This window comes from Bradyrhizobium sp. JR3.5 (assembly GCF_054057015.1).
The window spans coordinates 4607477-4622390 of sequence record NZ_JBSRYV010000002.1 but is presented as its reverse complement, the minus strand read 5'-3'; the positions used below and the strand labels follow the sequence as shown (position 1 = coordinate 4622390).

General features: G+C 64.8%; 14 protein-coding genes and 2 pseudogenes. 7 read left to right on the top strand and 9 right to left on the bottom strand.

The genetic code is table 11. From position 1 onward, the window contains the following. Positions 1-90: 90 nt before the first annotated feature. Both ACVWW1_RS39105 and ACVWW1_RS39100 read right to left on the bottom strand, forming a co-directional pair. A pseudogene (locus ACVWW1_RS39105) lies at positions 91-1241 on the bottom strand (IS110 family RNA-guided transposase). A gap of 120 nt (positions 1242-1361) precedes the next feature. Beyond that, positions 1362-2540 (bottom strand): PA0069 family radical SAM protein, encoded by a 1179-nt coding sequence (locus tag ACVWW1_RS39100; RefSeq protein WP_456659550.1) that lies wholly within the window; start codon positions 2538-2540, stop codon positions 1362-1364. A gap of 163 nt (positions 2541-2703) precedes the next feature. Here ACVWW1_RS39100 and ACVWW1_RS39095 point away from each other — a divergent pair, with 163 nt between their 5' ends. Beyond that, on the top strand, positions 2704-3273 hold the full coding sequence (locus ACVWW1_RS39095; protein WP_173641253.1) for a glycosyltransferase family protein: 570 nt from the start codon (positions 2704-2706) through the stop codon (positions 3271-3273). 93 nt (positions 3274-3366) lie between these two features. Beyond that, a pseudogene (locus ACVWW1_RS39090) lies at positions 3367-4309 on the top strand (bifunctional helix-turn-helix transcriptional regulator/GNAT family N-acetyltransferase). A 62-nt stretch (positions 4310-4371) separates the two neighbouring features. Here ACVWW1_RS39090 and moaB read toward each other — a convergent pair. Both moaB and ypfJ read right to left on the bottom strand, forming a co-directional pair. Next, positions 4372-4935: a molybdenum cofactor biosynthesis protein B gene (gene moaB, locus ACVWW1_RS39085; protein WP_456659549.1), complete on the bottom strand. Its 564-nt coding sequence runs from the start codon at positions 4933-4935 to the stop codon at positions 4372-4374. A 123-nt stretch (positions 4936-5058) separates the two neighbouring features. Then, a complete protein-coding gene (gene ypfJ, locus ACVWW1_RS39080) occupies positions 5059-5991 on the bottom strand; it encodes a KPN_02809 family neutral zinc metallopeptidase (RefSeq protein WP_229164855.1) in 933 nt (310 codons plus the stop codon). A gap of 380 nt (positions 5992-6371) precedes the next feature. Between ypfJ and ACVWW1_RS39075 the strand changes: the two genes are divergently transcribed. The 3 genes from ACVWW1_RS39075 to ACVWW1_RS39065 all read left to right on the top strand — a co-directional run bounded on the left by ACVWW1_RS39075 (position 6372) and on the right by ACVWW1_RS39065 (position 8966). Next, positions 6372-7505 (top strand): site-specific DNA-methyltransferase, encoded by a 1134-nt coding sequence (locus ACVWW1_RS39075; RefSeq protein WP_173641249.1) that lies wholly within the window; start codon positions 6372-6374, stop codon positions 7503-7505. A 314-nt stretch (positions 7506-7819) separates the two neighbouring features. Then, positions 7820-8146, top strand: a complete 327-nt coding sequence (locus tag ACVWW1_RS39070; RefSeq protein WP_092124568.1) for a hypothetical protein — start codon at positions 7820-7822, stop codon at positions 8144-8146. Positions 8147-8279: 133 nt separating this feature from the next. Continuing rightward, positions 8280-8966 carry a glutathione S-transferase family protein gene (locus tag ACVWW1_RS39065; protein ID WP_176533140.1) on the top strand — a complete coding sequence of 229 codons (687 nt, stop codon included), beginning with the start codon at positions 8280-8282 and terminating at the stop codon, positions 8964-8966. A gap of 67 nt (positions 8967-9033) precedes the next feature. Here ACVWW1_RS39065 and ACVWW1_RS39060 read toward each other — a convergent pair whose 3' ends face one another. Further along, positions 9034-9210 carry a DUF1127 domain-containing protein gene (locus tag ACVWW1_RS39060; RefSeq protein WP_456659548.1) on the bottom strand — a complete coding sequence of 59 codons (177 nt, stop codon included), beginning with the start codon at positions 9208-9210 and terminating at the stop codon, positions 9034-9036. A 249-nt stretch (positions 9211-9459) separates the two neighbouring features. Beyond that, positions 9460-9903, bottom strand: coding sequence for a nuclear transport factor 2 family protein (locus ACVWW1_RS39055; RefSeq protein ID WP_207835685.1), 444 nt, complete (start codon positions 9901-9903; stop codon positions 9460-9462). 152 nt (positions 9904-10055) lie between these two features. Here ACVWW1_RS39055 and ACVWW1_RS39050 point away from each other — a divergent pair, with 152 nt between their 5' ends. Then, positions 10056-10970, top strand: a complete 915-nt coding sequence (locus tag ACVWW1_RS39050) for a LysR family transcriptional regulator (protein WP_207840733.1) — start codon at positions 10056-10058, stop codon at positions 10968-10970. 68 nt (positions 10971-11038) lie between these two features. Here ACVWW1_RS39050 and ACVWW1_RS39045 read toward each other — a convergent pair whose 3' ends face one another. Beyond that, complete coding sequence (locus ACVWW1_RS39045; protein ID WP_456659547.1) at positions 11039-11659, bottom strand: glutathione S-transferase family protein; 621 nt, start codon at positions 11657-11659, stop codon at positions 11039-11041. Between the two features lie 172 nt (positions 11660-11831). On the opposite strand from ACVWW1_RS39045, the gene ACVWW1_RS39040 reads away from it, so the two are divergent. After that, complete coding sequence (locus tag ACVWW1_RS39040; protein ID WP_456659546.1) at positions 11832-13100, top strand: flavin-dependent oxidoreductase; 1269 nt, start codon at positions 11832-11834, stop codon at positions 13098-13100. Positions 13101-13262: 162 nt separating this feature from the next. On the opposite strand, the gene ACVWW1_RS39035 is transcribed toward ACVWW1_RS39040, so the two are convergent. Together ACVWW1_RS39035 and mutY are read right to left on the bottom strand one after the other, a co-directional pair. Then, the gene (locus tag ACVWW1_RS39035) at positions 13263-13682 is read right to left on the bottom strand and encodes a PaaI family thioesterase (RefSeq protein WP_456659545.1); all 420 of its coding nucleotides are present in this window, start codon (positions 13680-13682) and stop codon (positions 13263-13265) included. A 68-nt stretch (positions 13683-13750) separates the two neighbouring features. Further along, positions 13751-14863, bottom strand: coding sequence for an A/G-specific adenine glycosylase (mutY, locus tag ACVWW1_RS39030; protein ID WP_456659544.1), 1113 nt, complete (start codon positions 14861-14863; stop codon positions 13751-13753). Positions 14864-14914: the final 51 nt, after the last annotated feature.

Below are 14914 nucleotides of genomic sequence, written 5' to 3'. Positions count from 1 at the left end.
AAGCCATGCAATCCATCGGTTCGTCCGCCCGGATCGGCCGAGGCTGATCAACCTCGGCAGATTGGTTTTAAGCTTGCAGGAAGCCACGCATCAGGCGGCCTTCATCTCGGCCCCCTCGATCACGACGCCGGCGGTCACGTATTTCCACAGTGCCACGAGCAGCTTGCGGGCCAGCGCCACGATCGCGCGCTTGCGGCCGCACTGCGCCTTGAACCATTGGGTCAGCGCCGATTGCGGCTGGTGGCGCACCCAGAGCCAAGCGAGCTGGATCATCGTGGTTCTCAGGCGCGGATTGCCGGCTTTCGACACGCCTTGCTCGCGCTCGATCCCACCACTGCGCCAGGGCGTCGGCGCAAGTCCGACATAAGATGCGACCTGACGGCGGTTGGCGAACTGCCGCCAGAAGGCTTCCGACCACAGAACGGCAGCGAAGTTCGAGCCCAAACTCTTCAGACCGAGCAGCATCGCAACCGGGGTCGATGCAGCCTTCCCGCCCGACGGCTTGCTCGCGGCCAGCAACGCATCCTGCTCGCGCTCCACCGCCGCAATCTGCTCCAGCAGCAGTTCGAGCCGGTCGAGCTCACGGTCGATCTGCGCCTTCAGATGCGGCAGTAATGCGCGCCCGTCTCCAGTCCGCAAGGCCTCCAGCCGCTTCCGTCGATCCCGCCGCAACGGCGCATAACCCGATATCCCTTGCGCGCGAACAGAAGACCCTTGATCCGGTTCACATGCTCGACCCGCTCCGCGATCAATGTCCTCCGTTCGCGGCACAGCCGGCGGCGATCCTCCTCTTCGGGAGAGGGAGCAACAACCATGGCGCAGACCCGAGGCTCGCCGCGCTTGTAGGCCAGAAGCGTCCGCAACAGTGTCTCCCCATCCAGCCTGTCCGTCTTGGCTCGCTGGCGCCGGCGCGGCGTCGCAATCGAGGCCGGATCCACCACATGGCTCTCAATGCCTTCCTGCTGCAGGGCCCGGTGAAGCCAGAACCCATCCAGCCCCGCCTCCTGGATGGTGATGATCGGATAACTCTCGCCCGTGCGCGCCTGCGCCTTGCGCTTCAGCTCCGCGAACAGCTTCAGCAGTTCCGCAAGATCGCCGGCCACCACGCTGTGTTTGGACATCTTCTCGCCTTTGCCCGGCGAAAGCGAGGTGACCAGCCAAGTCGAACGGCTCAGTTCCAATGACGCGAAAATTGCGCCAAACCTGAGTGCGGATAGCGGCCAGTTTGTCGGAAGGATGATCGAGCAACATCGTCGTCTCCAGGTTGAATGGGTGCAACCTCAGTCTGGCCTCAGACTTGGTCGCTATCCACTCCCCATGGAATCTTCGTCGCTTCGCTCCTCGCAATGACGCCTGTGGTATCAGAACAAACTGAGCTGCTGCCCGCTGCGCTTCGGCTTGGCGAAGTGATCGGTGGTCAGCTTGGTGCGCCGCTTGTTGAGGCCGAGCTTTTCGCAGGCGATCTCGAAACGGCGGCCGATCATCCAGGCCATCGGGCCGGTGCCCTTCATCCTTGTGCCCCATTGCGAGTCGTAATCGCGGCCGCCGCGCATGTCGCGGATCAGCGTGAAGACATGACGATAGCGGTCGGGATAGTTCGCCATCAGCCATTCGCGGAACAGATCGCGGACCTCGAGCGGCAGCCGCAGCAGCACATAGCTCGCCTCCCTGGCGCCGGCATGCACGGCGGCATCGAGGATGCGCTCGATCTCGGAATCGTTCAGCGCCGGGATCACGGGCGCGACCATCACGGTGGTCGGGATACCGGCATCCGCGAGCCGCTTGATCGCCTCGAGCCGCTTCGACGGGGTCGAGGCACGCGGTTCCATGGTGCGGGCGAGCTTCGGGTCGAGCGTCGTCACCGAGAGTGCGACCTTGGCGAGATTGCGCTTCGCCATCCGCGCCAGGATGTCGATGTCGCGGGTCACCAGCGCCGACTTGGTGACGATGCCGACCGGGTGACCGGCGCGCTCCAGCACCTCGAGGATGCCGCGCATGATCTTCCGTTCGCGCTCGATCGGCTGATACGGATCGGTGTTGGTGCCGATCGCGATCATCCGCGCCTCGTAATCGGGCGCCGCCAGCTCCTTTTCCAGCAGCGCGGGCGCGTCCGGCTTGGCGAACAGCTTCGATTCGAAGTCGAGCCCCGGCGACAGGCCGAGATAGGCGTGGGTCGGCCGCGCGAAGCAATAGACGCAGCCGTGTTCGCAGCCGCGATAGGGATTGATCGAGCGGTCGAAGCCGATATCGGGCGAATCGTTGCGGGTGATCACCTTGCGCGAGGTGTCGAGCGCCACGGTGGTCTGGAACGGCGGCAGGTCGTCGAGGCTCTGCCAGCCGTCGTCGAAGGCAACCCGCGCCTCGGCCTCGTAGCGGCCGCTGGCGTTGGACTGCGCGCCGCGGCCGCGCCGCCGCTCGCGCTCGATCGCGACCGCAAGCTCGGGAAAAGGGGCAGGAACAGGTGAAGGTGCACCCGCCGGGTTATCGGAGGGCGCCGTTACCGGCGGGTGCTTGAGGGCATGAGAGGATGCTCGGCTCATGCTTTGAAGCTAACACAGCCCGAGAACAAATCAAGAACACGAGCTGAGAAAATCCACAAAGTGATGGCGTAAAAATCTGCAGGCGAAATGGCTGCTTTGAATATGACAAGGTGATAACACGGCCGGAGTTTCTCCACCGTTTGAGCCAGCGAAGCCTCAAATCATGCTGAGCGTGATCATCCCCACCGACGGAGTCGAGCGCACCGCGGTCGCAACGCTGGCCGCGCTGGTGCCGGGCGCGGCCGCCGGCGTCATCCGCGAGGTGCTGCTGGTCGACCGCACCAACAGCGACGTGATGGAGCGCGTTGCAGACATCGCCGGCTGTCACTTCCTGCGTTTCGAGGGCACGCGCGCCGCGGCGCTCGCGGCAGGCGCCAGGCAGGCGCGTTCGCCCTGGCTGATGTTCCTGCATCCGGGCGCGGTGCTTGACGCCGGCTGGATCGAGGAGACCACCCAGTTCATCCAGATGGTTGCGGCGAGCGGCAAGGACCGCGCCGGCATCTTCCGCTACGCCCGTGCACCCTATACCGACCCCGGCCTGCGCGACGGCCTCAAATTCGTCGCCCGGATGATCGCCGGCCCCTCGGCCGAACAGGGCCTTTTGATCGCACGCGAGCATTACGAGCGGATCGGCGGCTACCGGCCTGACGCCCGCCGCTCTGAGGCGCGCCTGCTGCGCCGGCTCGGCCGCTCCTCCCGCACCATGCTGCGCAGCCGGATCATGGTGGCGTAGGGCATACTCAAGCGAAGCAGGCACCGGTTCGCGCGAAGAAAACGCGTGAGAAAGCGCTTGCGGATTACTTGATTCCGTCAAATAATATGTTTGATGAAATCAAACTCCCATGACACCGCCCTCGAGAGCCAGGTCGCCGCAGTCCGCGGCTTCAGCCGGTTCTATACCCGCAAGCTCGGCATCATCGAGCCGAAGTTGCTGCACTCGACATTCACGCTGCAGGAAGCGCGGATCATCTACGAGCTCGCGCATCGCGCGAACTGCACCGCGACCGACCTGGTGCGCGATCTCGACCTCGATGCCGGCTTCGTCAGCCGGACGCTGGCGGCACTGCAGCGCCGCCAGATCGTGACCCGCAAGCCGTCAAAGGCCGACAAGCGCGTCAACGAGGTGGCCCTCACCGCCAAGGGCCGCACTGCTGCCGCCGATCTCGACCGCCGCTCGCGCAACGAGGTCGGCGCGCTGCTGAAGCAGATGGACGGCGACCGCCGTGCGGCCGTGGTGAGTGCCATGAGCACGATCGAGCAGTCGCTGGAGCCGCCGGCCGGGAAGCCGGTGGGTTTCCTGCTGCGCAGTCACCGCGTCGGCGACATCGGCTGGGTGATCTCGCAACAGGGACGCGCCTACGCGGAGGAATATGGCTGGGACATCAGCTACGAGGCATTGGTGGCCGATATCTGCGCGCAGTTTCTGCGATCGTTCGATCCGGCCTGCGAGCATTGCTGGATCGCGGAGGTCGACGGCGAGCCGGTCGGCTCGGTCTTCCTGGTCAACGGCGGCGACGGGGTCGCCAAGCTGCGGCTGCTCGCGGTGGAGGAGAAGGCGCGCGGGCTTGGCGTCGGCCGCGCGCTGGTCGACCAGTGCGTCCGCTCCGCGCGCGAGATGGGCTACGGGAAGATGACGCTGTGGACCCAGAGCATCCTGCTCGCCCGCGCGCGGCATCTATGCACGTGCCGGCTTTCAGCGGATTAAGGAAGAGAAGCACCACAGCTTTGGCGTCGACCTGGTCGGGGAGACGTGGGAGTTGGATCTTTAGAACTTCATATCTCGTCATTCGGGGATGCGCCGTTAGGCGCAGGCCCGGAACGACGGTGGTGGCTACACGCTCGCGCCCTTGGCCTTCGGGCGGCGCAGATGCTCGTCCAGCCGCGGCATGATCTCGACGAAATTGCAGGGCCGCGTGCGGTAGTCGAGCTGCGCGGCCAGGATGCCGTCCCAGCCGTCGCGGCAGGCGCCGGGCGAACCGGGCAGGCAGAAGATGAAGGTCGCGCCCGCAACGCCGGCGGTGGCGCGGCTCTGGATCGTCGATGCCCCGATCTTGGCGTGGCTCAGCACGTGGAACGCGATCGAAAAGCCGTCCATCCGCTTCTCGAACAGCGGCTCGACCGCCTCCGGCGTCACGTCGCGGCCGGTAAAACCGGTGCCGCCGGTGGTGATGACGGCATCGACGCCGGGGTCGGCGATCCAGCGCCGGATCACGGCGCGGATCGCCTCGACATCGTCGGTGACGATCTCGCGTGCCGCGAGCTTGTGGCCGGCCGCGGTGAGACGGTCGACCAACGTGGTGCCCGACTTGTCATCCGCCAGCGTGCGGGTGTCGGAAATCGTCAGCACCGCAATGTTGAGCGGGATGAACGTTTTGGATTCGTCGATCGAGGACATGATTTGCATCTTCTCGTCATGCCCGGGCTCGTCCCGGGCATCCACGTCTTTGCAGTCTATCAAAGATAAAGACGTGGATGGCCGGGACAAGCCCGGCCATGACGCTCAAATGCTTCCGATCCTTTAACCGCCGCCGAACGTGTTGCAGGCCTGCACGGTGCCCTGCTGGTAGCCAGTCATGAACCATTGCTTGCGCTGCGCGGCGGAGCCGTGGGTAAAGGAATCAGGCACCACCCTGCCCGTCGCCTGCCGCTGCAGCGTGTCGTCGCCGATCGCGTTCGCCGTGGTCAGCGCGGCGTCGATGTCGCCGGCCTCGAGGAAGCCGGGCCGCTTCTTCTCCTCGCGGTTGACCCAGACGCCGGACAGACAATCGGCCTGCAACTCGACCTTGACCTGCAGCGCGTTGGCCTCGGCCTTGCTACCCGCCTGCTGCTGCAGCCGGTTCACCCGCGGGATGATGCCGAGCAGGTTCTGGATGTGATGGCCGGCCTCATGCGCGATGATATAGGCCGCGGTGAACTTGCAGGCGTTGCCCGAGCAGCCGCGGAAACGCGTCTCGACCTCGCGGAAGAAGCCGGTGTCGAGGAAAATGGTCTTGTCCGGCGGGCAGTAGAACGGCCCCATCGCCGATTGCGCCATGCCGCAGCGGCCGCCATTGGTGGCGTTGCGGAACAGCACGATCTTCGGACCGGTGTAGGTCTGGCCCGAGGCCTGGAAGATCTCGCTCCAGCGATCGTCGATCTCGCCGAGGATGCCGGCGATCATGCTGCCCATCTCGTCGGTCGGCGCGCCGCGCTTGGCCTGCCCGCCCGACGACTGCCGATCGGTCTGGTAGCTCGGCGCCTGGCCGCCGCCGGTGAGAATCTCGGCGCCGCCGATCAGGATCCGCGGATCGATGCCGAAGGCATAGCCGAGCAGGCCGAGCACGATGACCGTGCCGATGCCGAGCCCGCCACCGCCGCCCATCGGAATCCCGAAGCCGCCACCGCCGCCGCCTCCGCTGTCGTCGCGACGGTCTTCGATATCGTCGCTGCGGCGGAAATCATCATAGCGCATGGCGGTTTCCCTTCATTCCAGTCGGCGCCCCATTGCGGGACACACCAACCTAAAATTTCCATTCTGTTAATCAATATCCTGCCCGGCAAAAATTGCCTAGTACGCAGACGCGCATCCTCTGCAGTGCGAACCGCTGCAAGCAACGGCAATTTACCGGTCGAATCGTGCCGGTTTGATGATCCGCAAAATTTTTCGCCGAACGCGCTGATGTTGCAGCACAACGCCAACGACAATGCGCCACGCCGTTCGAAAGCTGCTGCAATCTTTTGCATGAACATTTCCAATTAAGTCGATTTTTACTTTGCCGGGTCAATGTGGCGCCAGTCGGTTGTTTAGTCCCGCGTCGCCGACAGCGTCGCCTGAGTCAGAGTTCTTGAGTCATGGTAGTGTCGCGTCGCGGGGCGTCTGCAAGGGCGCCCCGCACTAAATTTGAGAGTGCCCCGTCGAGCCACATCGTCATTGGCGATTGCGTGGCCGAGTTGTCGAAGCTTCAGGCCGGCTCGGTCGACCTGGTCTTCGCGGATCCTCCCTACAATCTGCAGCTCAAGGGCGATCTCAAGCGCCCCGACGAATCGCATGTCGATGCCGTCAACGACGACTGGGACAAGTTCTCGTCGTTCGCTGCCTATGACGATTTCACCCGCGCCTGGCTGCTCGCCTGCCGCCGCGTGATGAAGCCGTCGGCAACGCTCTGGGTGATCGGCTCCTATCACAATATCTTCCGCGTCGGCGCGATCATGCAGGATCTCGGCTTCTGGCTCCTGAACGACATCGTGTGGCGCAAGTCCAATCCGATGCCGAATTTCCGCGGCCGCCGCTTCACCAACGCGCACGAGACCATGATCTGGGCCGCGCGCGACGAGAAGGCCAAGGGCTACACCTTCAATTACGAAGCGCTGAAGGCGTCCAATGAGGACGTGCAGGCGCGCTCCGACTGGCTGATCCCGCTGTGCACCGGCGAGGAACGCCTCAAGGGCGACGACGGCAAGAAGGTCCATCCGACGCAGAAGCCCGAGCAGCTGCTCGCCCGCGTGCTGCTGTCGTCGTCGAAGCCCGGCGATCTCGTGATCGATCCGTTCAACGGCACCGGAACGACAGGCGCGGTCGCCAAGAGGCTCGGCCGCAACTATATCGGCTTCGAGCGCGACCGGACCTATGCCGCCGCCGCCGAAGCCCGCATCGCCGCGATCGAGCCGCTGCCGGCCGAGACCTTGGCCCCGTTCATGACCGCACGCGAGGCGCCGCGGGTGGCATTCTCAGAACTGATCGAACGCGGCATGATCGTGCCCGGTGCGAAACTCGTCGATGCCAAGAAGCGCCATGGCGCACTGGTGCGCGCCGACGGCGCCATCATGCTCGGCGACAAGGTCGGCTCGATCCACCGCATCGGCGCGGTCGCGCAGGGCTCCGGCGCCTGCAACGGCTGGACCTTCTGGCACGTCGAGACCAAGACCGGCCTAAGGCTGATCGACGAGTTGCGCGCCGAGATCCGCTCCGAGATGGCGGTGGGCTGAGCGGCCGCGAATGCGGCACCGCAGGATGGGTAGAGCGAAGCGAAACCCATCACCTTCGTGCCGTGTGATCGATGGGTATCGCTTCGCTCCACCCATCCTACGGTCCTCTATCGCTGTCATTCCGGGGCTCGCGGAGCGAGAACCCGGAATCCATCGCGCCACATAAACTGCGGCCTGATAGATTCCGGGCTCGCCGCTTTCGCGGCGCCGCGGAATGACAAAAGATGACGCTGTCTTGAACGTGGCCGCCTTGTTGCGCCGCGGCGCCGGGCCTACATTGACGTCCGTGACTTGCCGTTTCGATTGGTCGCCCGATGCGAAGACAATCCGAGACCTTGCTGCTGGTGCCGCTGTTGCCGGTCTTCCTGCTCGGCATGTTTCCGATGCTGCTGATCGGCCTGCTCGGATTCTTCGGCCTGATCATTTTCGGCATCCTGCTGGTCTGCGTCGGCCTGACGCTCGCCCTCGAGGCGCATGGCGAGTTCAATGAAGAGATCATCGTGCACGGCTATGCCCGCGGCTCCGAGCGCGCGACGCAGCTTTCCAACCTGCACGCCGCGACCCGCTCCGCCGCCGTGCTGGACGTCGCGGGAATTGCGCTGATCGTCGCGGGTATCCTGGGCTTCTTCTGGGGCAGTTGACCAGCGCGCCACGCGACCCTGATTCACAAACTCGTCGCTTGCGCATTGCAGCGAATTTTGCGCATGAGGGGCCAAGCGGCCTTGCCCCGCCGCGTCCCGATCTCGCCGGTCACAGAACCAAGGGAGTCCCTTCATGATCAAATTCTATTTCAACGGCGCGCCGAACCCGAACAAGGTTGCCCTATTCCTGGAAGAATCCGGCCTGCCGTTCGAGGCGATCCCGGTCGACACCCGCAAGGGCGAGCAGTTCGCGCCGGAATTCCTCAAGGTCAACCCGAACGGCAAGGTGCCGGCGATCGACGACGACGGGGTGCTGGTATTCGACTCCAACGCCATCCTGCTTTACCTCGCCGAGGAGAACGGCAAGTTCCTGCCCGCCAACACGCCGGCCAACCGCGCCGCGACGCTGTCCTGGCTGATGTTCATCGCGACAGGCCTCGGCCCCTATTCCGGCCAGGCGGTGCATTTCAAGCATTTCGCGCCGAAGGACCTCGACTACGCCAACAACCGTTACCAGTACGAGGCGCATCGCCACTACAAGATCCTCGACGATCACCTGGCGAAACAGCGCTACATGGTCGGCGACAGCTACACGATCGTCGACATGGCGTTCTGGGGCTGGGCGCGGATGGCGCCGTTCATTCTCGGCGAGGAAGGCTACGCCAAATATCCGAACGTGAAGCGGCTGGTCGACGAGATCTCGGCGCGGCCGGCGGCGGCGCGCGCGATCGCGCTGAAGGACAAGCACACCTTCAAGGCGGAAATGGACGACGCGGCCCGCGACATCATGTTCGGCCACCTCAAGTCCAAGGTGGCGTAAGCACTGCGCAGGGTGGGCAAAGACGCACAGCGCCATGCCCACCCTGCATGCTGCGATCCTTTCGCTCTCACGGTGGCCAGTACGGCCTGCCCTTGTCATACCGGCCGTGGTCGACGACGTCGACGCGGCAGATACCGATATCCTGCAACTCGCGTTCGCTCATGGCAGCAAGCTGCCGCCATGCGCGCCGGTTCTCACGCCACTGCCTGATCCAGGCGAGCGCCGCCGCGAGCCCGACACACACGCCGCGAGCCCGACACAACAAAAACACACCACACCACACACACCCAACACACACACACACAAACCAAAAAAAAAAAACACAACACACACAACAAAAAACAACACACACACACCACACCACCCCAACCCACACACAAAAAAAAAAAAAAAACAAAAAAAAAAAAAAAAAAAAACAAAAAAAAACACAAAACACAACAACCACAAAAAAAAAAAAAACAAAAACCCAAAAAAAAACAAAAAAACCACACACCTAACCCGCCGCGCGAACCGCGGCCGCCGGAAACGGACCAAGCGCCTTCTCGGTCAGCACCGAGTCGCAATATTCCCGGATCTCCTTGATCCGGCCGCCGTCGAAGCGAAACACCAGGCAATAATCGTTGTCGTAGCGCTGGCCGTCCTTGGTGAGGTTGTTGCCCTTGGCCTCGACCGCGACGATGTCGCCGTCGGCGATGAAGCGGTGGGCGATGGTGCGGCCACGCTCCACCAGCCTGGAGCGGACGTGCCCGTGCAGGTCGTTCATGATCGATTGCTTGCCGGTGAAGGTGCGCGACCAGGAATATTGCCCGGTCACGGTCCAGATCGCGTCGTCGGCGAGATTGGCCACCAGCAGCGATTTCTCGCGCACCGCGGGATCGGGATCGCCCGCGATCGCGAATATCTCCTGCACCAGTTTCTTGTTGTCGGCTGCGCTCATGGCGCGTCTCCTTGTGTTGGATTGGCTCTGATTTTCAGGCACTTCCCCGAGCGAAGCGCTATTCGCTTTGCGTGAGAACGCCTTGCCCCCGGATCATGCGGCGCCGGCGCACATTCTTCCAATCGATAGGTGGTATGATATATATTCACCTGATGAATTTGAATTCGCTTGACCTCAATCTGCTGGTCGCGCTCGACGCCCTGCTGCGCGATGCCAATGTCAGCCGCGCCGCGATGCGGCTCAATCTGTCGCAGCCCGCGACAAGCCACGCGCTGCAGCGGCTGCGCGACCTGATCGGCGATCCGCTGCTGGTGCGCAACGGCGCGCGAATGGAGCTGACGCCGCGGGCGCAGGCGCTGCGTTCACCGCTGGCACAGGCGCTCGACCAGGTGCGCACGCTGTTCGTATCTGATGATTTCGACCCCGCGCGCAGCGAACGGCATTTCCGCCTGATGATGCCCGACCTCGCGGTCGAGCTGTTGATGCCGCGGCTGATGGAAAAGGTGACGCAGCTGGCGCCGAACGTCACCATCGACGTGGTGCCGTGGCGGAGCTCCGCGATCTTCACGCCCGACTTCGCCCGCACCATCGATCTCGTGATTTCGATCGGCAATTCCTTCAAGGGATTTCACCGCCAGCGGCTCTACACCGACATCGATGCGCTGGCGGTGCGGCGCGGTCACCCCGCCGGCGTCAAACTCAGGAAGCGCGAGGCGTTCCTCGCCGCGCGGCATGTCGCCGTGATCATCCGCGGCCACAACGAGGATCTGATCGACACCTGGCTGCGCGCCAAGGGCATTCAGCGACGGATCGCGCTGGTGGTGCCGGGCTATATCGAGGCGCTGCACGTCACGGCGCGCACCGACCTCGTCGCCTTCGTGCCGCGCCGGCTGATCTCCGCGCTGGCGAAACAATTATCGCTGGTGACGGTGACGCCGCCGCTCGATCCCGGCATCGACGAGCAGCATATGTTCTATCCGACACGGGCCCAGATGGATCCCGGCTCGATCTGGCTGCGCCGGCTGATGCTGGAGACCGGACGGGAGCTGGAGACGCGCAAGGTGTAGCGGCGCGCTCCACATGTCGTCCCGGCTTTCGCCGGGACGACACCGACTTCTTGGCTTAGCTTATCCGCTTACACCTTCTGCTCAGCCAGCACCTTCTGCACCGCCGGCCGCTGCTCCATCGCGGCGCGATGCGCCTTCACCTTGGGCAGGGTCGCGATGTCGACGCCGTCGCCATCGAGCCAGAAGGTCAGCGTGTAGAGATAGGCGTCGCCGACCGTGTAGCTGTCGCCCATCACCCACGGGCCCTTCAGCATGTCGCGCTCGATCAGGTTGAAGCAGGCGCCCATGGTCTTCGGGACCATCGACTTCATGTCGGCGAACGACGTCTCCTGGGTCGCCCAGCGCGCGCCGCGCATCTTGTGGGCGTGGCAGACATGCACCGTCGAGCAGAGGTAGGAATTGAAGGCCTGCAGCTTCGCGAATGCGAAGGCGTCGTCGAGCGGCGCGAGCTTCGCCTGCGGATAGGTCTGCGCGATGTAGGCCAGCATCGCCGGCGTCTCGGTGAGCACGCCGTGGTCGGTCACCAGCGCCGGAACGCGGCCCTTCGGATTGATCTTCAGATACTCCGGGCTGTTCTGCTGGTTGATCTTGAAATCAAGCCGCTCGACCGAATAGGGCGCGCCGGCCTCGGCCAGTGCAATGTGGGACGCGAGGGCGCAGGTGCCGGGGGCGGTATAGAGCTTGAGCATGTCGTTGTCCTCTGCGGGCCTTGTCGGTTCGGTGCGAACCCGGCCTGGCTTGTTTTGGGATGCGGCGGACGTTAGCGGCAGCCTCCCTTGCCGTCCACCCCGCGCGGAGCCGCGGACCTTGCCCGCGGCGGTGCCGCCATGCGATGACCATGGCCAATCGAGAGGGCTTTTCATGACTGTGCTCATTGCAGGTGGCGGAATTGGCGGGCTGACGCTGGCGCTCAGCCTGCACCAGATCGGCGTGCCCTGCCGCGTCTTCGAGAGCGTGCCCGAATTGCGGCCGCTCGGCGTCGGCATCAATGTGCTGCCGCATGCGGTGCGCGAACTGATCGAGCTCGGCCTGCACGATGTGCTCGACGCATCCGCGGTGCGGACCCGCGAGCTCGCCTATTTCTCCAAGCACGGCAAACCGATCTGGAGCGAGCCGCGCGGGCTCGAGGCCGGCTATAAATGGCCGCAGTTCTCGATCCATCGTGGCCGGTTGCAGCAGCTGCTGCTTGACGCCGCGACCGAACGGCTGGGACGTGAGAACATCCTGACCAGCCATCATCTCACCGGCTGGACCGAGACTGCTGACGGCGTCCGCGCCGACTTCATCGACAAGGCGACCGGCAAGCCCGCCGGCAGCTATGACGGAGCGGTGCTGATCGCCGCCGACGGCATCCATTCGGCGGTGCGCGAGAAGCTCTATCCGCAGGAAGGGCCGCCGATCTGGAACGGCCGCATCCTGTGGCGCGGCATCACCCGCGGCAATGCCTTCCTGACCGGCCGCACCATGATCATGGCCGGCCACGAGATCCTGAAATTCGTCTGCTATCCGATCTCGAAGGAGGCCGGCCCCGACGGCAAGTTCGACATCAACTGGGTCGCCGAGCGCCACATGCCGCCGACCTATCAGTGGCGCCGCGAGGACTATAACCGCACGGCAAAACTCGACGAGTTCCTGCCGTGGTTCGAGAGCTGGAATTTCGACTGGCTCGACGTGCCCGGCCTGATCCGGAACTGTCCGCATGCCTACGAATATCCGCTGGTCGATCGCGACCCGATCCCGCAATGGACCTTCGGCCGCGTCACGCTGATGGGCGACGCCGCGCACCCGATGTACCCGATCGGCTCCAACGGCGCCTCGCAGGCGATCCTCGATGCGCGCACGCTGACGCGCGAGATCCTGGCGCATGGCCCGACGCAGGCAGCGCTATTGGCCTATGAGGCCGAACGGCGCCCGGCAACCACCGATCTCGTGATGCTCAACCGCCGCAACGGCCCGGAACAGGTGATGCAGCTCGTCGAGGAGCGCGCACCCAACGGTTTTGGCGTCGTCACCGAGGTGTTGTCGCAGCAGGAGCTGGAAGACATCGCCGCCAACTACAAGCGCGTCGCCGGCTTCCAGGTCGAGGGGCTGAACGCCAAGCCGCCGATCGTGCAGCGGGCGGGAGCCTAAGTGCTGCGTGCATCAAAGCGCCGCTCTATGATTCCGTCACCCTGAGGAGCCGCGAAGCGGCGTCTCGAAGGGTGCACGGCCCGCGCTGGTGGCCGTGCATGCTTCGAGGCTCGCTCCGCTCGCACCTCAGCATGACGGGTTTGCTATAGCGCGCGCGCCGCCCTAGCGCAGCACCCGCGACGCTTCCACCAGGCGGATGCTGCTGCTCGCGGTGGCGAGCAAAGAGCCATCCGCGGCGGTCAGCCGGCCCTCGACGAAGGCGATGGTCTTGCCGAGTTGCGTGACGGTCGCCTCGCCGGTGGTCGGTCCTGGCTTGGCAGGCGCGAGGAAGTTCACGTTCATCGTGATGGTCGTGGTGAAGAGCCTGCCCTCGGTCATGATGAACACCGCCGGGCCCATCGTGTCGTCGAGCATCGCCGACAGCATGCCGCCCTGGATGAAGCCGGCCGGATTGCAGAAATCCTGCTTGCCGTCGAACACGATCCTGATCCAGCCGTCCTGCGGACGTGCGTCAGCCACGTGCCACCCCAGCAGCTTGGCGACTGGCGGCATCGGGATGCGGTCGAGCGCGGTTGCGATCATGGCGGCCTCCGTTTTGGAAGTCCTAGCCGAGACCTGCTGCCAGCATGGTGTCAGCAGGTCGTCTCCCGCTAGAGATCCAGCCCGTGCGCGATGGCCTTGCGCATCACATTGGGAAGCGCCTCGCCGTCCAGCGTCGCCACCGGCACCCAACGCATGCCCTCCGGCGCGCGGGTCCGCGGCGGAACATTGGCCGTGTAGACCACGAGCTCCAGCGGAAAGTGCGTGAACACGTGGGTGACCACGCCGGTCCTGCGGTGCCAGCGCGTGACGCCCTTGAGCTCCGGCGCCTGCGCCAGCCCGGCGGCATCCGCCTGCCCGGCAAGCCATTGCGATCCCGGCACCTCGGTCATGCCGCCGAGCAGGCCCTTTGCCGGGCGCGAACGCACCAGGAGCTCGCCGCCGCGCGTCACCACGAAGGCGGCGCCGCGACGCAACGTGCCGCTCTTCTTCGGTGCCTTGCGCGGATACGTCTCCTGGTCGCCGCGGGCGCGGCCTGCGCAATCGTCATTCAGCGGACACAATGCGCAAGCCGGCTTCTTCGGCGTGCAGATGGTGGCGCCGAGATCCATCAGCGCCTGCGCGCTATCGCCGGCGCGAGAGTTCTCGTCGCCGGCGCGGGACGGGCCGAGCAATGTCGCGGCCATCGCCTTGATCAGCGGCTTGGCCTGCGGCAGCGCCTCCTGGATGGCGTAGAGCCGGGTGACCACACGCTCAATGTTCCCGTCCACCGGCATGGTGCGGCGGTCGAACGCGATCGCGGCGATCGCCGCTGCGGTATAGGGCCCGATTCCGGGCAGCGCGCGCAGCCCCTCCTCGGTATCCGGAAACACTCCGCCATGGTCATTCAGCACCGCAACCGCGCAGGCGTGCAGGTTGCGCGCGCGCGAATAATAGCCGAGCCCGGCCCACATCCTGAGGACATCGTCGAGCGAGGCGCGGCCGAGCGCAGTCACGTCGGGCCAGCGCGACAGGAATTTCTCGAAATAAGGTCCGACCGCCCTGACCGTGGTCTGCTGCAGCATGATCTCGGACAGCCAGACACGGTACGGATCGGCCCGCTCCCCCGCCTCCGCGCGCCACGGCAGCCGCCGGCGATGGCGGTCATACCAGGCCAGCAGCCGTGCCGGGCCGTCGGCTTGCCGGTCGGTCGGTTTGGTTTTGGCGGCGACGCGCGAGCTCATGGACCTATCTTAAGGCAAATCTCGCGACGTCATGCCCGGGCCTGACCCGGG

What these genes read in the sequence shown, in the direction of transcription:
- ypfJ (WP_229164855.1), bottom strand. Translation starts at nt 5,991, where the DNA reads ATGCGCTATGATGATTTCCGCCGCAGCGACGATATCGAAGACCGTCGC.
- ACVWW1_RS39095 (WP_173641253.1), top strand. Translation starts at nt 2,704, where the DNA reads ATGCTGAGCGTGATCATCCCCACCGACGGAGTCGAGCGCACCGCGGTC.
- ACVWW1_RS39065 (WP_176533140.1), top strand. Translation starts at nt 8,280, where the DNA reads ATGATCAAATTCTATTTCAACGGCGCGCCGAACCCGAACAAGGTTGCC.
- ACVWW1_RS39055 (WP_207835685.1), bottom strand. Translation starts at nt 9,903, where the DNA reads ATGAGCGCAGCCGACAACAAGAAACTGGTGCAGGAGATATTCGCGATC.
- ACVWW1_RS39035 (WP_456659545.1), bottom strand. Translation starts at nt 13,682, where the DNA reads ATGATCGCAACCGCGCTCGACCGCATCCCGATGCCGCCAGTCGCCAAG.
- ACVWW1_RS39045 (WP_456659547.1), bottom strand. Translation starts at nt 11,659, where the DNA reads ATGCTCAAGCTCTATACCGCCCCCGGCACCTGCGCCCTCGCGTCCCAC.
- mutY (WP_456659544.1), bottom strand. Translation starts at nt 14,863, where the DNA reads ATGAGCTCGCGCGTCGCCGCCAAAACCAAACCGACCGACCGGCAAGCC.
- ACVWW1_RS39050 (WP_207840733.1), top strand. Translation starts at nt 10,056, where the DNA reads ATGAATTTGAATTCGCTTGACCTCAATCTGCTGGTCGCGCTCGACGCC.
- moaB (WP_456659549.1), bottom strand. Translation starts at nt 4,935, where the DNA reads ATGTCCTCGATCGACGAATCCAAAACGTTCATCCCGCTCAACATTGCG.
- ACVWW1_RS39100 (WP_456659550.1), bottom strand. Translation starts at nt 2,540, where the DNA reads ATGAGCCGAGCATCCTCTCATGCCCTCAAGCACCCGCCGGTAACGGCG.
- ACVWW1_RS39075 (WP_173641249.1), top strand. Translation starts at nt 6,372, where the DNA reads ATGGTAGTGTCGCGTCGCGGGGCGTCTGCAAGGGCGCCCCGCACTAAA.
- ACVWW1_RS39070 (WP_092124568.1), top strand. Translation starts at nt 7,820, where the DNA reads ATGCGAAGACAATCCGAGACCTTGCTGCTGGTGCCGCTGTTGCCGGTC.
- ACVWW1_RS39040 (WP_456659546.1), top strand. Translation starts at nt 11,832, where the DNA reads ATGACTGTGCTCATTGCAGGTGGCGGAATTGGCGGGCTGACGCTGGCG.